This window comes from Xanthomonas arboricola, from assembly GCF_002940665.1.
Lineage (GTDB): Bacteria > Pseudomonadota > Gammaproteobacteria > Xanthomonadales > Xanthomonadaceae > Xanthomonas > Xanthomonas arboricola_B.
On sequence record NZ_MIGY01000002.1, the window covers coordinates 532,496 to 548,844 of the forward strand.

Sequence of the window (16,349 nt, forward strand, 5' to 3'; positions counted from 1 at the left end):
TGCCCGTTACAACCCAGAATCGATGATGAAAATCGACTTGGCCTTACTCAGCTCTGCCTGTGCAATGCCGTTGTCCAAGTCCCGCCTGGAAGTGGCCTTGATGATCGCGTCGCCGTAAGCGAGCGATGCCGCGTACAGGTTCTTTGCAGAAGATTTCGCCTCAGCGCCTGGGTTTGACGCGACATATGCGTCATATGCTGCACGTAAACGTGCACGCCCGTCGTTTGCACAGTCGCCGATTGCTCCCGCGTTGCTCGGAGCCGCTCGGCCATAGAGACGCTTGTTGAGCTCTTCTTCTCCCAGCAATCGGGGGCAGCTCACAAAAGAGCCGTTGACCTCCTGCAAAAAGGTACGCGCTGGAGGTTGATCTTCTGCTGCTACATGCAAAGGCAGCAGCGATAGCAGAGCGGCGGTGACCCATGAGTACTTCATCCCTTACACCCCTAGTTCAATCGATCAATGCGGTTGCGCAGGTAAACCTTCCCGGCTACCAGAGCATGGGCGGGAAGCGGGAAAGCGGGGTAGAGGCCAGCATTGGCGCTGACGACATAGATGGCGTCACCTCTATCCTGAAGTGCCTTGATCTGCTGCCCGTTTCCGGTGTTGATCAGATAGATGCCGTCACCGTCGAAGCCTGCGACACCTGTGTCGACGATCAGCGACTCACCTGGTTGAATCACCGGGATCATTGAGTCACCGCGGCCAGTGATGAGGATCAAGCGGCCGGGTGGCGGCACGAACCCCACGACTGAGCGAATGTAAGCTGGCTCGAAATCCATCGAGCGAATCACCTCTGGGTAGTCGTCGTTGATCCGTCCTTCGCCCATGCCTGCCTCCGCGTCCAAGTGTTGGACGCGAACGTAATCCCCAGCCGTCTCAGTCGCTGGGACTGGTGAGACAGAAATCGACGAGCCAAATTTCTCTGGGTAAGCCCTAGCCAGCGCTTCCAGGGTGTCCTCCCCGATCCGTTTCCTCCCAGGCTTGCCCTCGTCGTAGAGCATGCGGGACACGTAACTCGCATCTTTGCCAATACGCGATGCGACCTGCGCTGTCCCACCGCGGCCCAGGGAGTCGATGAAGGCCTTTAGGGCGAGGCGACGGGTTTCGTATTTGTCCATCCTCGTATTGCAGCCTGTCACTTACCTACAAGTAAATTCCCTGTAGGTATTGCTTTGATGATTACCCAAGGGTATTGTTTGCGCATGGACACTCTGCGCAGCTACCTCACGACCTTGACCCCAGCCGAGCAGGCCGACTATGCCGCTCGCGCTGGCACTTCCATTGGCTATCTCCGCAAGGCGATGAGCAAAGGCCAGCGTTTCGATGGCGGCCTGGTGCGCCAGCTGCACGTTCAGAGCCAGGGAGCCGTCTCTCTGACCGAACTGCGGCCTGATATCTGGCCGCCGGCCAGCCCCGCAGGGGAGGTGGCCGATGCTACCTCCCGGCAGGAGGCTGCCTGACATGTCGCCGCAAGATCGCAGAGACCTAATCGCTGTTTGCATCGTGGCCTTTGTCGTTGGCACCAACTCTTTCAGCCTCGGCATGGTCGTCCAGAACCATCTGGGAAAGTCTTTCTGCAGCGACGAAGGTCGCGCAGACAGCAAGCCAGAACGCGGCGATGCCCATCCAGCTCCAGACAGCGGAATCAAGAGTGGAACGAATGGCTTCAACGCCAGCGGTGCCGCCGACAGTCAGGATTTTGTGGTGGGTCTGGATGTCCGACATAACCAGCATTTTCGCCGTGCCCAATCCTGCAAGTCCGAAGATGCCGGCACTGAGGCCGCCAAAGGTGATCCCGATAAAGAATTCGGAGATACGCAGGCAGACGCGCGGCTTCTTCACCGCCAAGGCCGCCAGCCCTCCGGCAAGTGGGATGCAGATGGCCACAATTAATTGAATCCAATTCATATGTCCGTCTCTGGTCGATGTGGTGGTTGGCTCCCCACATCGTACCGGTGGGCGGGCACCCACCTAGCTTCCCTTCCGTAACAGCTTCACCAGCATGCGGCCGTCGACCCACCGCAGCCCAAACACGTTGCCTCCCACACGCACGATCGTCGTGACGTTTGGGGCCCTTCTTCTCGCTGATTTGATCCGTCGTTGCAGTGCGTCCATGGCGCAAAGCGTGGCGGATGGTCCCTTCACGAACCACGTTCAGGTATCCCGCCGATGAACATCTCCGATGCAGCACACAAGACCGTTCGCGATTACCCGGGCGGCAGCATTGCCCTGGCGACTCGCCTCATCTCCATCAACGACCGCGGCGAAGAGAAGCCGATGTCTGCGGCCGTGCTCCGCAGCAAGGTCAACCCGAACACGCGCACGCACCACCTGACCCTGGCCGAAGCCAGCGAGATCATGGGGCTGAGCGGCGACTTCCGGATCCTGCACGCGCTGGCCGCCGAGCATGACTTCGTGGTTCAGCGCGCTGACACGCCGGTGGCCGGCGACATGATCGCCGCGCTGCTGAAAGCGTCCTCGCTGAAGGGCATGCTCTCGGCCCTCATCGCAAAGGCCATGGCCGACGGCCGCATCACCCCGAACGAGGCGAAGGGCATCGCAGAGCTGTGCGGCGACCTGCAGGCGATGGTGGCCGAGGTCGCGCAGCAGGCCTGGTCGGCGGCCAATCAGAGGGCCGCAGCATGATCCTGCAGCTGCTCGAGGACTGGCGCCGGGAGCGCCGCATCCGCCGCTTGGCGGAGCTGCTGAGGAAGGCGCAGGCAGCCGGCAAGAAGGCCGTTGCGCGCGCTTACTGGCTCGACATGAAACGCGAGTGCGAGGGCCGCAGCGACCGTCAGGTAAAGCGCATGGAGCGGGCGGGCGGGATTGTCTGATGGCCAGGATCCGCACCATCAAGCCCGAATTCTGGAAGCACGAGGATCTGAGCGCGCTGCCAGAGATCACGCACATGCTTGCCGCCGCGTTGCTCAACCACGCGGATGACGAGGGCTACTTCAACGCCAACCCGGCACTGGTTAAAGCCGAGTGCTTACCGCTCCGTGAGTCCTCAGTGAGTACTCACGACAGCCTCCAATCGTTGGCAAAAGTTGGCTTCATCGAGCTCGGCGTCGGCGAGGACGGGAAGCGCTATGGCCGCGTCGTGAAATTCGATGAGCACCAGCGGGTCAACAGGCCAACTCCCAGCAAAATCAAGGCGATGCAGGTGGTGTGGGAGTCCTCAGTTACGACTCACGCACAACTCAGTGAGTCCTCACCACCTGAAAGGAAAGGAACAGGGAAGGGAAAGGAACAGGGAAGGGAAGAGGAAACATCCTCGCTTCGCTCGGATTCGTCCGCGTCGTTGACGCTGACCCCGCCTGGTCCCCCACCGGCAGACCTGAGCAAACGCAAAGCCCAGCGGATCCAGCAGATCGCCGAGGAAGCACAGGCCGCCTACAACCGCCTGCTGGCCAAGCCCAACGGCGAACTGACCGCATGCACCGTGCTGAACAAGCCGCGGCTCAAGGCCGTCGAGAAGGCCCTGCCGACCGTCCGGGCCATCTGCCATCAGCTCTACGGCAATGAGCGCGTCACGGCCGAATTCTGGACCGCGCTGTTCGAGACCGCCGCTGACGACGAGTTCCATTCCGGCCGCAAGCCTGGCGGTGCCGGCCATGAAAACTGGAAGCCCGACTTCGAGTACCTGCTGCGCGAGAACGTCATCGCGAAGCTGTTCGATCGAGCGATGACGGAGAACGCAGCATGAGCAGGGTCCACGACTACGACCACCACGCCGACGAGTCGCAATTTCTCGACCAGCTGGACGCCGAGCGCGCCGAGAGCGCGTCTATGTGGCACGACCGGCCATCGGAGGCACTGCGCATGCCGCCGCACAGCGTGGAAGCCGAGCAGGCTGTGCTCGGCGGCCTGATGCTGGTCAACCGCGCATGGGACGACATCGCCGACCTGGTGGAGGAGGGCGACTTCTACCGCCGCGACCATGTGCTGATCTTCCGCGCCATCCGCGAGATGGCGACAGCGAACCCGCGCAGGCCGTTCGACATGGTGACCATGGGCGACTGGTTCAAAGCGCAGGGGCTGCTGGAGCAGGTGGCCGATGGCGCCTACCTGATCGAGCTGGCCAGCACCACGCCGTCGGCGGCAAACATCCGCGCCTATGCGGAGATCGTGGCGGACAAGGCGCGGCTTCGCCGGCTGATCCAGGTCGGCACCGACATCGCCAACGCAGGCTACAACCCGGAGGGGCAGAGCAGCATCGAGCTGATCGGCGCCGCGCAGTCGCGCATCGGCTCGCTCATGGACAGCCAGCCGTGCGAGTTGGAATCCGTCGCGCCAGTGATGGATCGCGTGTTCGAACGCCTGGGCGAGCGCTCCCGCGACGGCGGCGGTATCCACGGCATCACCACCAGCATCGACGACCTCGACGCGCTGCTGGGTGGCCTGAAGCCGGGCGGCCTGTACGTCCTGGCGGCACGCCCGAAGATGGGCAAGACCACGCTGGCGCAGAACATCGCCGAGCACGTCGCGTTGCACCTGCGCAAAGCGGTCGCGGTCTTCAGTTTCGAGATGCAGGCCGAGGAGCTGGGTGACCGCATGCTGGCGTCGGTCGGTGGCATCGACGGCAACCGGATCCGCTCCGGCGACCTGGACGACGTGGACTGGACGAACGTCACCAGCGCGATGCGCAAGCTGCGCGCGGCGGACATCTTCGTCAGCCGGCCGCGCCGCGCACGCGTCGAGCACGTCAGCTCGCAGGCACGCCGGCAGCACGCCCGCAAGCCGCTGGGCCTGATCGTCATCGACTACCTGCAGCTGATGGAGATCCAGGGCGACAACCGCGCCAACGGCGTGGGCGATATCAGCCGGGGCCTGAAGCTGCTCGCCGGTGAGCTGGGCGTGCCGGTGCTGCTGCTGTCGCAGCTCAATCGCAAGCTGGAAGACCGCCCCGACAAGCGCCCGCAGCCTGCGGATCTGCGTGACTCCGGATCGATCGAGCAGGACGCCGATGCGGTGATCTTCATCTACCGCGACGAGGTGTACCACCGCGACAGCCGCTGGAAGGGCACTGCCGAGCTGCTGGTTCCACTGCAGCGCAGTGGCCCGCCTGGCGAGGTGCGCGTGCTCTACATGCCGGAGCGCTTCAAGTTCCAGAACCTGCCCGAGTACTGGGAGCCGGCGCCGATCGAGAGCGACGACGGCACGCCCGCGCCGCGCCCGCGCGGCTTCCGCAGCCTCACTCCGCGCGCGCCGCGGCAGGACGTCGACGCATGACCATGACTGCTGCAGCAAAGAAGATCCGCGCCAAGCGCGCATCGCGTCCCATCTATGCGCTGATCGAGCGAGTGGTGGTGATGGACACCGGCGAGGAGCGGCTGGCCATGCTCGCCGAGCATCCGGTCGACCGTGAGTTGATGAAGCAGCGCGGCTACCGGCGCGGCCAGGAGGTGAGGCTGGAAATCAAGGCCCCGCGCGACGCCTGGCGCCACCGGCTGCTGCACAAGATCGGTCAGCTGATGGTCGAGAACGTCGAGGGCTGGGAGAACCTGGACAGCCACGAGGCGATCAAGCAGCTGCAGCGCGAGGCTAACGTCTGCTGCGAGCAGATCGACATGGACGCCACGCCGGTCGTAGCCGCGGTGCTGGCCGCGTCAGATGCGGCCTTCGGTCCTGGCGCCGCGAAGCTGCTGCGCGAAGTCCTGCCGAGGATCGAAACGATCCCCGTCACGGTCGCGCGGTCGCTGGCGTTCGATTCGATGGATGAGGACGAGTTCCGCCGGCTGTTCGAAGGCATCACCCGGCACATCGGCGCGGCGTATGCGCACGTGCTGATAAACGACGTGCTGGCGGAGTTCTGGCTGATGGCCAGCGGCCAGGGCACGCAGCCGGCACCGGCGCGGAGGGTTGCATGAAGGCGGCTGAAATCAAGGCGGCATTTCCAACTGAGGCGGCCTTATGTGACTGCTTCCTCGCTGGCCTGAAGAAGCTGGGCGGCTGGACCGCATATCCGGAGACCGCAGGCTTCGACATCCTCGCGGTGTACGACGCCACCGGCCACCAGCTCGGCATTGAGGCGAAGCTAGCGCTGAACGCGAAGGTCGCCGACCAGATACTGCCGGATCACTACATGGGGTACGGCGACGAGGGGCGTGAGGGGCCTGACTTCCGTGCAGTCGTCGTCCCGTCCATCACTGACGCGTCGGCTGGGATCGCGAAGATGCTTGGCATCTTGGGCGTGATGGTGTGGGCGCCGGAACCGGGCTACAGCCGTGGGTGGAGTTTCGAGCGCTGCCTGGACCACTACGGCGCCGCGCGCCCTGACCGGCGTGCCTACGACGCCGAGGCCGGCCCGCTCAACGACTGGGACATGGCTTGGCACGACTGGAACCCGGCAAGGCGCTGCACGCTGCCAGAAATCGTCCCAGCAGTTCGCTGCGGCGTGCCTGCGCCGTTGCGGCTGACGCCCTGGAAGATCGGCGCGCTGCGCGTGATGGCGCAGTTGGAGATCAATGGCTTCGTCACTGCAAAAGTGGTTCGCGACTGCGGAGTCGATGCGCGGCGTTTCTGTGCCAGCGATGGCTGGCTCGAGCAGCTCGGCGGTGGGCGGTGGGGTCGCGGGAAGATGCCAGCATTCGACGCGCAGCACCCTGAGGCTTACGCGCAGCTTCTGGCAGAGGCAAAGACGAAATCCCAGCAGGTGGCGGCGTGAAGTGCGCCCACTGCGGCCGCGCACGCGCCGTCAACACCTGGACTGTGGAGGCCTGCGCCGACGGTGGTCGTAAGCGGAGGAAGTGGCTCTGCGATCCCTGCGATGTCCGCCTCAATCGGCTGGTGCTGAAGTTCTTCCGTGACCCCAAGGCGGCCGAGAAGATGCGCCGATACAGGGCGACGGCATGAGGCGCGCAATCAAGCCGGCGACACGCGCCGAGCAGGCCTACCAGGACGCCGCGCGCGCACTCGGCTGCGTCGTCTGCCGCTGGCGCATCGCCGCCGGCCTGCAGCGCGCCATCCAGTGCGGCCACACGCAGATCCATCACCGCAACCTCGGCGACCTGCATGGCCAGAAGCAGATCGGCCATCACGCAGTCGTCGCGCTCGGCGCCTGGCACCACGACGGCGACCAGATGCCCGGCATGACCCGCGACCGCATGCGCGAGGTCTTCGGACCCAGTTTCAAGCACCACGCCCGCGAGTTCCGCATCTGGACGTTCGATGTCCTGGGCGGCCGCGGCACTGAAGCCTGGCAGACCTACCAGGACCAACTACTCAACATCCCGAGGGCAGCATGAACCAGCAAAGCTATGAGAACGCCCGGCTCGCCGGCCACCGCGCGCGTCAGGCCAGCAGGAAGCGCGACGACTCACCGAAGTACGCCATGGGCGAAGAGGGCGCGCTGCTTCGCGAGGCCTGGCGCGAAGGCTGGGACGAAGCCGATGCAGAGCGGAGGAAGGCGGCATGAGCATCCAGCAAGCAGCGAAGCTGATCTCGAACGGCGATCAGCGTGTGGAGACTCTGACCAAGCGCGAGGAATTCGCCAAGGCAGCAATGCAGGGGATCGTCGGCAGCATCCAGAGCGAGGACGGCTACAACCGTTTGGCGCGGCATGCGGCCGTGAACGACATGAAGGTCAGCCAGTGGATTGCGCACGACGCGGTGAAGCAGGCCGACGCGCTGCTGGCCGAACTGGAGAAGCGGCCATGACCGCCACCCCGATCCGATTTGAGGGCAAGGTGTTCGCCAGCGTCGCAGAGTTCTCGCGCACCTATCCGGCCTATGCGCGTTGCGTCGATGCAATCCGCGACGGCGCCGACACGATTGCCGAGGTGGAGCGGCGCGTCGCCGTCGGCAAGCAGAAGGCGATCGCCAGTACACGCGAGCGGGCGCAGCAGGCCTATGCGCTGAAGGCGGGTGCGCGATGACCCTGCGCGTGGTGTTCGGAATTGACCCCGGCATGTCCGGCGCCGTGGCCGCGCTGATCGACGGCGAGGCCGGCCCGATCCTGGACATGCCGACAATGACGGTGGGCAAGAAGCAGGAAGTCGATGCGCGTGCGATCGCGGTCTTCATCCGCGAGGTCCGTAGCCAGCACCCCGGAGCGGTATTCGCTGGATGCGTGGAGCGGGTTCGGGCGATGCCGCCGAAGGACGGCCGACAGGCCGGCGCGCAATCCTCGATGAACTTCGGCGAGAGCTACGCCAAGGCGAAGGCGGTGCTCGAGGTGATGGGCATCCCCTTCAGCCTGGCCGAGCCGCAGAGCTGGAAGCGCCATTTCGGCCTGATCGGTCGGGACAAGGATGCATCGCGGCAACTTGCCATCCGTCGGTTCCCGTCCGCCGCGCCGCAGCTGCAGCGCAAGAAGGACGACGGCCGCGCCGAAGCTCTGCTGCTGGCCCTGTGGCACGAGCAGAAGAACCAGCCGGGAGCCCTCGCTGCATGACGCTCAACCCGACGAACCTGAGCCGGCCCGAGGCCTACTACGAGAAGCTGCTGCGGAAGCGATACGCGGCGGCGGTGCGCAAGCGTGGGCTGTGCGCGTTCTGCAGCTGCCGCGATCGCACGCTGGGGATCGTGCACTGCCAGAGCAACGAAAGCAGGCAGATGGGGATGTGCCAGGACGACGGCAGGCTGCCGCAGTTCAGGCTCGATGATGAAACGTTGGAGGAATTTCGCCATGCGGCGTAATGAGGATCCGCTGCTCGCTGAGCTGCGCAGGTGGGGATACGCCCACGCAAACCGCTACACCCTCAGCCGCGCCGACCGCAGCCGGCACGTGCTGGAGAACGCCAAGGACTACGCGCCCAAGACGGTGGAGCAGGCCTTCTGCGAGCTGGTGGAGCGCGACGGTCGCCAGCGGCGGCGCTTCATGGCCGAGCGGGCTGGGCTGACGGCGCTGGGCGAAATTCCGGCCTGGGCCGTTGATCCGGTGCGCGCGCGCAACGACGCCGACCGGCCGCACGACAATCCGGAGGTCGCCGTCGACATCGGCATCCCCGACGACCTCCGTTGGATCGACCGGGCGCTGGCTTCGATGTCGAGGCAGTTCCCGCTGCGTGTTCTGGTGGTGCGCACCGAGTTCACAGTGGCGGCGAGCCAGGCGGTCAAGACGCGGATGGTGGCGGAGCAGTACGGGGGATCCGTCTCTGTTTGGCAGTACCGGAGGGAATTGCAATTTGGCCTGGAGTGGATAGGCATGAGGAACGCGGCATGAGCATGATCAATATGCGCCGGGAATTGCGCTTAATCACACATTCGATACACGCCCTTTTCGTTTATGCGGCATGCACGGAAGACGGCTACGTAAAGGTGGGTATTTCGCGGACACCGTTCGACCGTATCTACGACATCCACTGCAACTCGCCATCGCCGGTTCGCGCCGCGCAGTGGGTATGGGTAGGGTCAAAGCAGTGGGCGATGCGGATCGAGAAGATGGTATGCAGCGAATGGACTCATCGACGCACCAGGGGGGAGTGGTACTGGTTCGATTACGCCAACCCTACTGACAAACAGGAGTTCCACGACACGCTGTCTGCAGTCGTCGAGGTCGTGACGAAAAAGCGCCCTGAGTGGAACCGGCTTGGACCGCAGAAAGTGCAAGAATTGATTCTGGCAGGGAACAAGGTGGCTCAGCAGAAGAAGGATCAAGCTCGCGGCGCTTGACGGTGCACAAAAAGAAACTACTATATCGATGTCGTCAAAAGTTCCCCCTGAAACCCGGCCCAGCGCCGGGTTTTCGCGTTTCTGGGGCCCCAATACCGACCGCTGCCAGCGTGCCAGGTCCTCGTCGAGAAGCGAGGCGCTGCGCGCCGGGATCGCGCACGGGCCGGCGACATGACGCCGCCCACCAATCCGCCGGCGGCGGTCGGTACCTATCGGAGAGCACTGCCGCGATCTGCCCAGCTGGGCGGGACCAGCGCGGCGCAGCGGACCTGCTGAAGGGACAGGACCATCGCGGCGGTGCTCGCCGTTCTTCAATGCCCGCATCCCAGACCGGATCAACCCTCGTGCCTAGCCGGCAGCGGGGCGGGCACCTATCGCCGCTTGGACTGGGAGTACCCGGTCGCGGCACCTCCGGCTCGTCGAGAGACGCCCGGGAGACGGCTGCGCATGCAGCGCCGGAACCGTAACCGGCACCTATTTCCGCCGCCGACGCGCGGCTCCAGCCCTGCCAGCCGGCGGGGCTTTTTGTTTGGAGACAGCAATGGCGGTCATCACGCCCGAACAAGCCGGTGGCCGCAACGTCGTGGCCTTCCTGGACATGCTTGCGCATTCGGAGGGAACGTCCACCAGCTCGGCCACGAAAAACGGCGGGTACGACGTCATCGTCACCGGCGCCGATCGTAAGCCGGAGATCTTCACCGACTACAGCCGGCATCCGTTCGCCGGCGGCCGCAAGTCGAAGGCGATCAACACGAAGGGGCTGACCAGCAACGCGTCTGGCCGCTACCAGTTCATGCTCAAGGATTACGCGCACTACCGCGACCTGCTGAAGCTGCCGGACTTCGGCCCGCTCTCGCAGGACCGCTGGGCACTGCAGCTGATCAAGGAGCGGCGCGCGATCGCCGACATCCAGGCCGGTCGCTTCGTGGAAGCGGTGGCGAAGGTGCGCAACCTGTGGGCCAGCCTGCCGGGCGCCGGCTACGGCCAGCCCGAGCACGCTATCGAGAAGCTCATCGCCGCGTACAAGAAGGCCGGCGGCAAGGTCGGGAGCGCATGACGATGCCGGACCTGGACGACGAAGCCCTGCTAACCGCAGAGCGCGAATCGCTCAACGAGGCGGTGCTGCTGCTGCAGGAATGCTGGGGCCGGACAACCCGCCCACGTCGCGACAGCCGGCACGTGCTGCGCCTGGGCTACGGCCGGGCGATCGAAACCCGTGAGCAGAGTGAGCGCGCCGCCACCCTGGAGCTGACCGAGGACGTCATGGAAGCCCAGGAGACATTGCGCGGTCGATTCTTCGAGCTGCTGGCGGTGCACCCGGAAATGCGCGGCTCGCTGCCGTACATCATCGCCATCGCCGACATCATCGGCGCCACCGTGGTGCGCGACAGCGCCGACCTGTGGGCAGCGGCACGCAAAGGCGACTGGCTTGAGTTCGGCTCGGTGATCCAGGAGTTCCGCTGGGAGATGTTCAGCGATGCCACCGAGCGCGATAAGCGCGCAGTGTCGCGCCTGGTCATGCGCCTGGTCATGGGAGCATCGGCGGTCACGCCATGACATTCATCACCCGAAACATGGGCACGGCTCGACTCGGCATCGCCTTGATCGTGTTCCTGCTCTACGGCTTGGCCATCGCGGTGCTCGTCAACTCCGAGATCCCGGCGGGCAATAAGGACGTGCTGATGCTGCTCCTGGGCAACCTGGGCCCGCTGATGGGTGCCATCGGTGGCTACTACTACCGGGCGCAGCGAGAGGCTGGCTCCTGACATGGCCGACAACTGGGACCGCGGCCTGCCGCCGCCACGCGATCCACCCGGCTGGCTGATCACCGCGCTGTGCGGCCTGCTGCTGGCCGCGCTGGCCTGGATCTGGATCACCTACACAAACACGAGGGCTTGAGATGGACGACAACAGCATCGAAAAGGAAATCCAGGCGAAGGGCCTGACCGCGCCGCGCGTGACGCCGACAGATATCGAGGCGGAGATCAGCGGCGAGTACTTCTTCACCGCAGCGGAAGGCGTGCAGGCTGCTGGGCACAGCAACCCGGAGGCTGTCGTGGCCGGCATGCATGGCGAGCTGCGACTGCTGACCTTCTGCGTGTTGCGCCTGCGTAACGGCTTCACCGTCACCGCTGAGTCGGCTTGCGCCAGCCCGGAGAACTTCGACCCCGATATCGGCCGCAAGATCGCGCGCCAGAATGCGGTCGCGAAGATCTGGCCGCTGCTGGGTTTCCGGCTGCGCGACAAGCTGGCCGGTTGAGCCATGAACCGCATAGCGATCGCCATCATTGCCGCGCTGCTGTGGTCGGGCGCCATGTTCGGTGCCGGCTGGGCCTGGCGCGGTGATCGTGCCGAGGGGGCCACCAGCAAGCAGGAGGCAGGGGCCGCCCTCGGCGCCCTGGCCGGGGAGCAGGCCGCCCGGACGACAGAACACCAGCAGGCCGGAGCCGCGCAGCAAGCCGGCGACAAGGCCACCACCCGAGAGGACAAGATCGATGCTGACTTCGACGCACGCATTGCGGCTGCTGTTGCTGGCCGTGACTCCGAGCTTGGCCGGGTTCGGCGGCTGTGGGCAGGTTGTGAAACCGACCGTCTGTCCGGTGGTGCCGCCGCTGCCGCAGAAGCTGCAGAACAAGACCGACTACGCGGGGCAAGTGCGGCGCGAATTGTACGAGCCTGCGAGCTCGCCCAGTCCGAGCGCGACGAAGCCGTCGACCGATACCAAGCCCTCCGACAGCCAGCTGAGGTGACGCCATGAGTCTGGGAACACCTCAGTTGATCTATCTGGCCCTGGCCATGCTCGGCATTGGCCTTGAAATCGCCAGGCACGGCGAGCCCAAGACGGGGCACCACGACGCCGTGTCCAGCATCGTCGCCACCATCCTGATACTCGCCCTGCTGTGGTGGGGCGGTTTCTTTCCCTGACCCATCGGCCCCACCCGGAGGGCCAGACCCATGCCCAAGAAGAAACTTAAGCCCAAGGCGCGTGCAGCGCCCGGGCTGACCCAGAAGCAGCAGCGGTTCGTGGTCGAGTACCTGAAGGACCAGAACGCAACCCAGGCGGCCATACGCGCCGGGTACAGCGAGGGCACTGCCAAGCAGCAGGGCTCACGCCTGTTGACCAATGCTGACATTGCGGCAGAGGTCAACAAGGGGCAGCGCCGCGTCGCCAAGAAGGCGGAGGTCACGGTGGACACCCTGGCCGCTGAGCTGGACGAGGCCCGGAGCGCGGCCATGAAGAAGAACCAGAGCAGCGCGGCCGTGCAGGCCACGATGGGCAAGGCAAAGCTCTACGGCCTCGGGGTCGAGCATCGCCGGCTCAGCGGCACGCTGCAGGTGGTCAACGTGACGATCGAAGACCTGAAGGGGCTGACGAAAGATGAACTCGATGTCCTTGAGGAAGCCCTGCCAGTTCTCGAGAAGCTCGGGATTACCGGCGGCGATCAGGGCGAGGAGGGCGCAGCTTGAAGCCGAGGAGGAGCGTGCACGCATCCTGGGGAGCGCTGAGCGCATCCGGGAACGCTGCAGCACCTTGGCCGGTTTCATTCGCGAGGGCTGGCAGGTACTGGAGCCGTCGCAGCCGTACGTGCATGGCTGGCACATCGACGTGCTGGCGCAGCACTTGGAAGCAGTCACCAACGGGGACATCACCCGGCTGCTGATCAACATCCCGCCGGGCACCATGAAGTCGCTGATCGCCAGTGTGTTCTGGCCGGCCTGGGAATGGGGGCCGCGTGGGCTGCCGTCGATGCGCTACCTGACGACCTCCTATGCGGAGAAGTTCGTGAAGCGCGACAGCCGGCGCATGCGCGACCTGGTGCAGTCGGAGTGGTATCGGAGCCTCTGGCCGGAGATTGAGCTGGCGCGCGCGGGTGAGATGTCGTTTGCCAACACCAAGATGGGTGGGCGAGAGGGCATGGCGTTCTCCAGCCTCACCGGTGGACGCGGCGATAGAGTGATCATCGATGACCCGCACTCCACCGAAACGGCAGAGAGCGCCACGGAGCGCGCGACCACCACCCGCATCTTTCGCGAGTCGGTACCGACGCGACTGAACAACCCGGCCACGTCAGCGATCGTGGTGATCATGCAGCGCCTGCACGAAAAGGACGTCTCGGGCCAGATCCTCGACCTTGGGCTGGGCTACGAGCACCTGATGCTGCCGATGGAGTTCGAGCCGGAGCGACGCTGCAAGACTTCGATCGGCTTCAGCGATCCGCGTACTGCCGATGGCGAGCTGCTGTTCCCGGAACGCTTCCCGCGCGCCGTGGTGGAGCGCGACAAGAAGATCCTTGGCAGCTACGCCGTCGCTGGCCAGCAGCAGCAACGCCCCGCGCCCCGCGAGGGCGGCATGTTCAAGCGCGCATGGTTCGACGTGGTGGATGCGGCGCCGGCCGGAGCAAGGAAGGTCCGCCGCTGGGACTTCGCTGCGACCGATCCGAAAGAGCAGGCGAAGAAGAGCGATCCGGACTACACCGTCGGCCTGCTGCTGAGCGAGCACCGCGGCGTTTACTACGTCGAGCACATTACCCGCGACCAGGTGTCGCCTGCTGGTGTGGAACGGATGCTCAAGGCGACGGCCGAGCAGGACGGCAAGGGCATCAAGGTGCGCATTCCGCAAGACCCCGGCGCTGCCGGCAAGTCGAATGCGGCGCACCAGATCAAGCTGCTCGCCGGCTGGGACGTCCGCGCAGCCCTGGAGTCGGGTTCAAAGGTCGTCCGCGCGGATCCGGTATCGGCGCAGGCAGAGGCAGGAAACATCAAGTTGGTGCGCGCCGCCTGGAATGAAGCTTTCCTCGAGGAGGTCAGCGTGTTCCCCAACGGCGCGCATGACGACCAGGTCGACGCGCTATCCGGCGCCTTTGCCGAGCTGGTCACTGGAAGCACATACAACCTTGGGAACGCACTGTGATGGGCAAGCTCGCCGCACGAATTACCGACGGGCTGGTCAACCTCGTCGCCAACCTGGGCACCGGCCGTGACAAGGCGGCTGCAACGCACTACGGCCTGCCGATGCTCACTGAGGTCGACGCCTGCAACGCATATCGCGGCACGTGGCTCGCTCGCAAGATCATCGACATCCCCGCGCTGGACAGTTGCCGCAATTGGCGCACATGGAACGCTGATCAGAATCAGATCAGCGCCATTGAGGCCGAGGAGAAGCGACTGGGCCTGCAGACGAAGCTGTTGGAGGCGCACACCAAAGCTCGGCTATTCGGCGGTGCTGCGATCTACATCGGTACCGGCGACTCGCGGCCGGATCTGCCGCTGGACCCGGCACGCATCCAGAAGGGCGGCATCCGCCACCTCAACGTCGTCACGCGGAAGTACTTGCAGTCCGGCGAGCGTGATCGCGACCCGAAGTCGCCCAGCTATGGCAAGCCTGCGTTCTACACGATGACCAGCAGCACGGGGCAGGTGGAGATCCACCCCTCGCGCCTCATCGTGCTGCAGGGCGCGCACAAGCCGGACGACGACATCGACCTCGGTGACGGCTGGGGCGATTCGGTGCTGATGGCGATCATGGATGAGATCAAGCGCGCGGACAGCACGAGCGCAAACATCGCGTCGCTGGTCTTCGAGGCCAAGGTCGACGTGATCAAGATCCCCAACTTCATGGCGAGGATGTCCGACCCGATCTACGAGGAGCAGATTCTGCAGCGCCTGCAACTGGCGGCGATGGCGAAAGGCATCAACGGCACGCTGGTGATGGATACCGAAGAAGCCTACGAGCAGAAGTCGGCCACTTTCACTGGCCTCACCGACGTGCTGCTGGCCTTCATGCAGCTGGTATCGGGTGCTGCCGATATCCCGGTCACGCGCCTGCTTGGGCAGTCACCGGGCGGACTCAATGCCAGCGGCGAAACGGACATTCGCAACTACTACGACCGCATCCGTGCTGGGCAGGAACTGACGCTGGGTCCGGCCATGTCGGTCGCAGACGAATGCCTGATTCGCTCCGCGCTCGGTACCCGGCCGGCGGATGTGTTCTACAACTGGCGCAGCCTGTGGCAGACCAGCGACACCGAGCGCGCCACCAACGGCAAGACCACGGCCGACACGATCAAGACCCTCGCCGACACCAAGCTCATTCCCGACGAGGTGCTGGCCGAGGTGGCGGTGAACATGCTGACCGAGGCGGGCGTTGCGCCTGGTCTGGAGTCGGCGATGGACGACTTCACCAGGGCGAATCCGGACTGGCAGGAGGATCAGGACGAGGAGGAGCGTGCAGCGGCCACGCTGGCTGCTACGCAGGGCAACCAGGGCAATCCGCTGACCGACGCCGAGCCTCGCTCGCTGTATGTGCGCCGGGACGTGCTCAACGCGGCGGAGATCGAGGCCTGGGCACGGGAGCAGGGCATCACGGACATCGCCGACGACCTGCACGTGACGGTGGCCTATTCGCGCCAGCGTTTCGACTGGATCAAGGCGGGCAACGCGAGTGAGTGGAGCAGCGATAGCAGCGGTGAGCTGATCATTCCGCGCGGTGGGCCGCGTGCCATCGAGCCGTTGGGCGGTATGTCGGCGGTGATCCTGTTCGCGTCCACGCAGCTCGCCTGGCGCCATGAGGAGATCGTCCGGGCAGGCGCCTCGCACGACTTCCCGGACTACACGCCGCACATCAGCCTGACGAAGTCGCCCATCGACCTGTCGAAGGTTGAGCCGTACCGGGGCCGCATCGTGCTGGGCCCGGAAATCTTCGAAGAGCTCCGCGAGGACTGAACCATGTTTCT

General features: G+C 65.0%; 27 protein-coding genes and 1 pseudogene. 25 read left to right on the top strand and 3 right to left on the bottom strand.

What is annotated here, in order from left to right; genetic code table 11:
- Nucleotides 1–6 precede the first annotated feature (6 nt).
- Both XarjCFBP7645_RS21365 and XarjCFBP7645_RS09290 read right to left on the bottom strand, forming a co-directional pair.
- Nucleotides 7–432, bottom strand: coding sequence for a hypothetical protein (locus XarjCFBP7645_RS21365; RefSeq protein ID WP_146096310.1), 426 nt, complete (start codon nucleotides 430–432; stop codon nucleotides 7–9).
- An 11-nt stretch (nucleotides 433–443) separates the two neighbouring features.
- Nucleotides 444–1,118: a S24 family peptidase gene (locus tag XarjCFBP7645_RS09290; RefSeq protein WP_047124481.1), complete on the bottom strand. Its 675-nt coding sequence runs from the start codon at nucleotides 1,116–1,118 to the stop codon at nucleotides 444–446.
- 84 nt (nucleotides 1,119–1,202) lie between these two features.
- Here XarjCFBP7645_RS09290 and XarjCFBP7645_RS09295 point away from each other — a divergent pair, with 84 nt between their 5' ends.
- Nucleotides 1,203–1,460: a hypothetical protein gene (locus XarjCFBP7645_RS09295; protein ID WP_104537263.1), complete on the top strand. Its 258-nt coding sequence runs from the start codon at nucleotides 1,203–1,205 to the stop codon at nucleotides 1,458–1,460.
- 25 nt (nucleotides 1,461–1,485) lie between these two features.
- Here the strand turns inward: XarjCFBP7645_RS09295 and XarjCFBP7645_RS09300 are convergent, their stop codons facing one another.
- A complete protein-coding gene (locus tag XarjCFBP7645_RS09300; protein WP_104537264.1) occupies nucleotides 1,486–1,908 on the bottom strand; it encodes a hypothetical protein in 423 nt (140 codons plus the stop codon).
- A gap of 261 nt (nucleotides 1,909–2,169) precedes the next feature.
- Between XarjCFBP7645_RS09300 and XarjCFBP7645_RS09305 the strand changes: the two genes are divergently transcribed.
- The 24 genes and pseudogenes from XarjCFBP7645_RS09305 to XarjCFBP7645_RS09405 all read left to right on the top strand — a co-directional run bounded on the left by XarjCFBP7645_RS09305 (nucleotide 2,170) and on the right by XarjCFBP7645_RS09405 (nucleotide 16,338).
- Nucleotides 2,170–2,646 carry a phage regulatory CII family protein gene (locus tag XarjCFBP7645_RS09305; protein ID WP_104537265.1) on the top strand — a complete coding sequence of 159 codons (477 nt, stop codon included), beginning with the start codon at nucleotides 2,170–2,172 and terminating at the stop codon, nucleotides 2,644–2,646.
- Entirely contained in the window at nucleotides 2,643–2,834 is a 192-nt protein-coding gene (locus XarjCFBP7645_RS09310; RefSeq protein ID WP_104537266.1) for a hypothetical protein, read from the top strand. Before XarjCFBP7645_RS09305 ends, XarjCFBP7645_RS09310 begins: the two co-directional genes overlap by 4 nt.
- Entirely contained in the window at nucleotides 2,834–3,706 is an 873-nt protein-coding gene (locus XarjCFBP7645_RS09315; protein WP_104537267.1) for a hypothetical protein, read from the top strand. The genes XarjCFBP7645_RS09310 and XarjCFBP7645_RS09315 overlap by 1 nt, the downstream gene beginning before the upstream one ends.
- Nucleotides 3,703–5,118: pseudogene (gene dnaB / locus XarjCFBP7645_RS09320) on the top strand (replicative DNA helicase); the annotation flags it as partial. The gene XarjCFBP7645_RS09315 and the pseudogene dnaB, both read left to right, overlap by 4 nt.
- A 110-nt stretch (nucleotides 5,119–5,228) precedes the next feature.
- The gene (locus XarjCFBP7645_RS09325) at nucleotides 5,229–5,870 is read left to right on the top strand and encodes a hypothetical protein (RefSeq protein WP_104537268.1); all 642 of its coding nucleotides are present in this window, start codon (nucleotides 5,229–5,231) and stop codon (nucleotides 5,868–5,870) included.
- Nucleotides 5,867–6,667 (top strand): hypothetical protein, encoded by an 801-nt coding sequence (locus XarjCFBP7645_RS09330; protein ID WP_104537269.1) that lies wholly within the window; start codon nucleotides 5,867–5,869, stop codon nucleotides 6,665–6,667. Before XarjCFBP7645_RS09325 ends, XarjCFBP7645_RS09330 begins: the two co-directional genes overlap by 4 nt.
- Nucleotides 6,668–6,851: 184 nt before the next feature.
- Complete coding sequence (locus XarjCFBP7645_RS09335) at nucleotides 6,852–7,247, top strand: hypothetical protein (protein WP_104537270.1); 396 nt, start codon at nucleotides 6,852–6,854, stop codon at nucleotides 7,245–7,247.
- Nucleotides 7,244–7,417: a hypothetical protein gene (locus tag XarjCFBP7645_RS21675; RefSeq protein WP_181126271.1), complete on the top strand. Its 174-nt coding sequence runs from the start codon at nucleotides 7,244–7,246 to the stop codon at nucleotides 7,415–7,417. The genes XarjCFBP7645_RS09335 and XarjCFBP7645_RS21675 overlap by 4 nt, the downstream gene beginning before the upstream one ends.
- Entirely contained in the window at nucleotides 7,414–7,659 is a 246-nt protein-coding gene (locus XarjCFBP7645_RS09340; RefSeq protein ID WP_104537271.1) for a hypothetical protein, read from the top strand. The genes XarjCFBP7645_RS21675 and XarjCFBP7645_RS09340 overlap by 4 nt, the downstream gene beginning before the upstream one ends.
- Nucleotides 7,656–7,877 carry a hypothetical protein gene (locus tag XarjCFBP7645_RS09345; protein WP_047130274.1) on the top strand — a complete coding sequence of 74 codons (222 nt, stop codon included), beginning with the start codon at nucleotides 7,656–7,658 and terminating at the stop codon, nucleotides 7,875–7,877. Before XarjCFBP7645_RS09340 ends, XarjCFBP7645_RS09345 begins: the two co-directional genes overlap by 4 nt.
- Nucleotides 7,874–8,395, top strand: a complete 522-nt coding sequence (locus XarjCFBP7645_RS09350) for a crossover junction endodeoxyribonuclease (protein WP_104537272.1) — start codon at nucleotides 7,874–7,876, stop codon at nucleotides 8,393–8,395. The genes XarjCFBP7645_RS09345 and XarjCFBP7645_RS09350 overlap by 4 nt, the downstream gene beginning before the upstream one ends.
- Entirely contained in the window at nucleotides 8,392–8,640 is a 249-nt protein-coding gene (locus tag XarjCFBP7645_RS09355; RefSeq protein ID WP_104537273.1) for a hypothetical protein, read from the top strand. Before XarjCFBP7645_RS09350 ends, XarjCFBP7645_RS09355 begins: the two co-directional genes overlap by 4 nt.
- Nucleotides 8,630–9,166 (top strand): hypothetical protein, encoded by a 537-nt coding sequence (locus tag XarjCFBP7645_RS09360; RefSeq protein ID WP_104537274.1) that lies wholly within the window; start codon nucleotides 8,630–8,632, stop codon nucleotides 9,164–9,166. The genes XarjCFBP7645_RS09355 and XarjCFBP7645_RS09360 overlap by 11 nt, the downstream gene beginning before the upstream one ends.
- Entirely contained in the window at nucleotides 9,163–9,615 is a 453-nt protein-coding gene (locus XarjCFBP7645_RS09365) for a GIY-YIG nuclease family protein (RefSeq protein WP_104537275.1), read from the top strand. Before XarjCFBP7645_RS09360 ends, XarjCFBP7645_RS09365 begins: the two co-directional genes overlap by 4 nt.
- A 541-nt stretch (nucleotides 9,616–10,156) precedes the next feature.
- Nucleotides 10,157–10,672, top strand: a complete 516-nt coding sequence (locus XarjCFBP7645_RS09370; protein ID WP_104537276.1) for a glycoside hydrolase family 24 protein — start codon at nucleotides 10,157–10,159, stop codon at nucleotides 10,670–10,672.
- On the top strand, nucleotides 10,669–11,172 hold the full coding sequence (locus XarjCFBP7645_RS09375) for a hypothetical protein (protein WP_127159223.1): 504 nt from the start codon (nucleotides 10,669–10,671) through the stop codon (nucleotides 11,170–11,172). Before XarjCFBP7645_RS09370 ends, XarjCFBP7645_RS09375 begins: the two co-directional genes overlap by 4 nt.
- The gene (locus XarjCFBP7645_RS09380; protein WP_047130278.1) at nucleotides 11,169–11,381 is read left to right on the top strand and encodes a hypothetical protein; all 213 of its coding nucleotides are present in this window, start codon (nucleotides 11,169–11,171) and stop codon (nucleotides 11,379–11,381) included. The genes XarjCFBP7645_RS09375 and XarjCFBP7645_RS09380 overlap by 4 nt, the downstream gene beginning before the upstream one ends.
- A 1-nt stretch (nucleotide 11,382) precedes the next feature.
- Nucleotides 11,383–11,514 carry a hypothetical protein gene (locus tag XarjCFBP7645_RS21920; RefSeq protein WP_258079531.1) on the top strand — a complete coding sequence of 44 codons (132 nt, stop codon included), beginning with the start codon at nucleotides 11,383–11,385 and terminating at the stop codon, nucleotides 11,512–11,514.
- A gap of 1 nt (nucleotide 11,515) precedes the next feature.
- Nucleotides 11,516–11,875 carry a Gp49 family protein gene (locus XarjCFBP7645_RS09385; protein WP_104537277.1) on the top strand — a complete coding sequence of 120 codons (360 nt, stop codon included), beginning with the start codon at nucleotides 11,516–11,518 and terminating at the stop codon, nucleotides 11,873–11,875.
- Nucleotides 11,876–11,878: 3 nt separating this feature from the next.
- On the top strand, nucleotides 11,879–12,373 hold the full coding sequence (locus XarjCFBP7645_RS09390; RefSeq protein WP_104537278.1) for a hypothetical protein: 495 nt from the start codon (nucleotides 11,879–11,881) through the stop codon (nucleotides 12,371–12,373).
- Nucleotides 12,370–12,540, top strand: a complete 171-nt coding sequence (locus tag XarjCFBP7645_RS21680; RefSeq protein ID WP_181126272.1) for a hypothetical protein — start codon at nucleotides 12,370–12,372, stop codon at nucleotides 12,538–12,540. Before XarjCFBP7645_RS09390 ends, XarjCFBP7645_RS21680 begins: the two co-directional genes overlap by 4 nt.
- Before the next feature lie 30 nt (nucleotides 12,541–12,570).
- Nucleotides 12,571–13,083, top strand: coding sequence for a terminase small subunit (locus tag XarjCFBP7645_RS09395; RefSeq protein WP_104537279.1), 513 nt, complete (start codon nucleotides 12,571–12,573; stop codon nucleotides 13,081–13,083).
- 64 nt (nucleotides 13,084–13,147) lie between these two features.
- Nucleotides 13,148–14,527, top strand: a complete 1,380-nt coding sequence (gene terL / locus XarjCFBP7645_RS09400) for a phage terminase large subunit (protein WP_258079532.1) — start codon at nucleotides 13,148–13,150, stop codon at nucleotides 14,525–14,527.
- The gene (locus XarjCFBP7645_RS09405) at nucleotides 14,527–16,338 is read left to right on the top strand and encodes an anti-CBASS protein Acb1 family protein (protein WP_104537281.1); all 1,812 of its coding nucleotides are present in this window, start codon (nucleotides 14,527–14,529) and stop codon (nucleotides 16,336–16,338) included. Before terL ends, XarjCFBP7645_RS09405 begins: the two co-directional genes overlap by 1 nt.
- The last annotated feature ends 11 nt before the right edge of the window (nucleotides 16,339–16,349 follow it).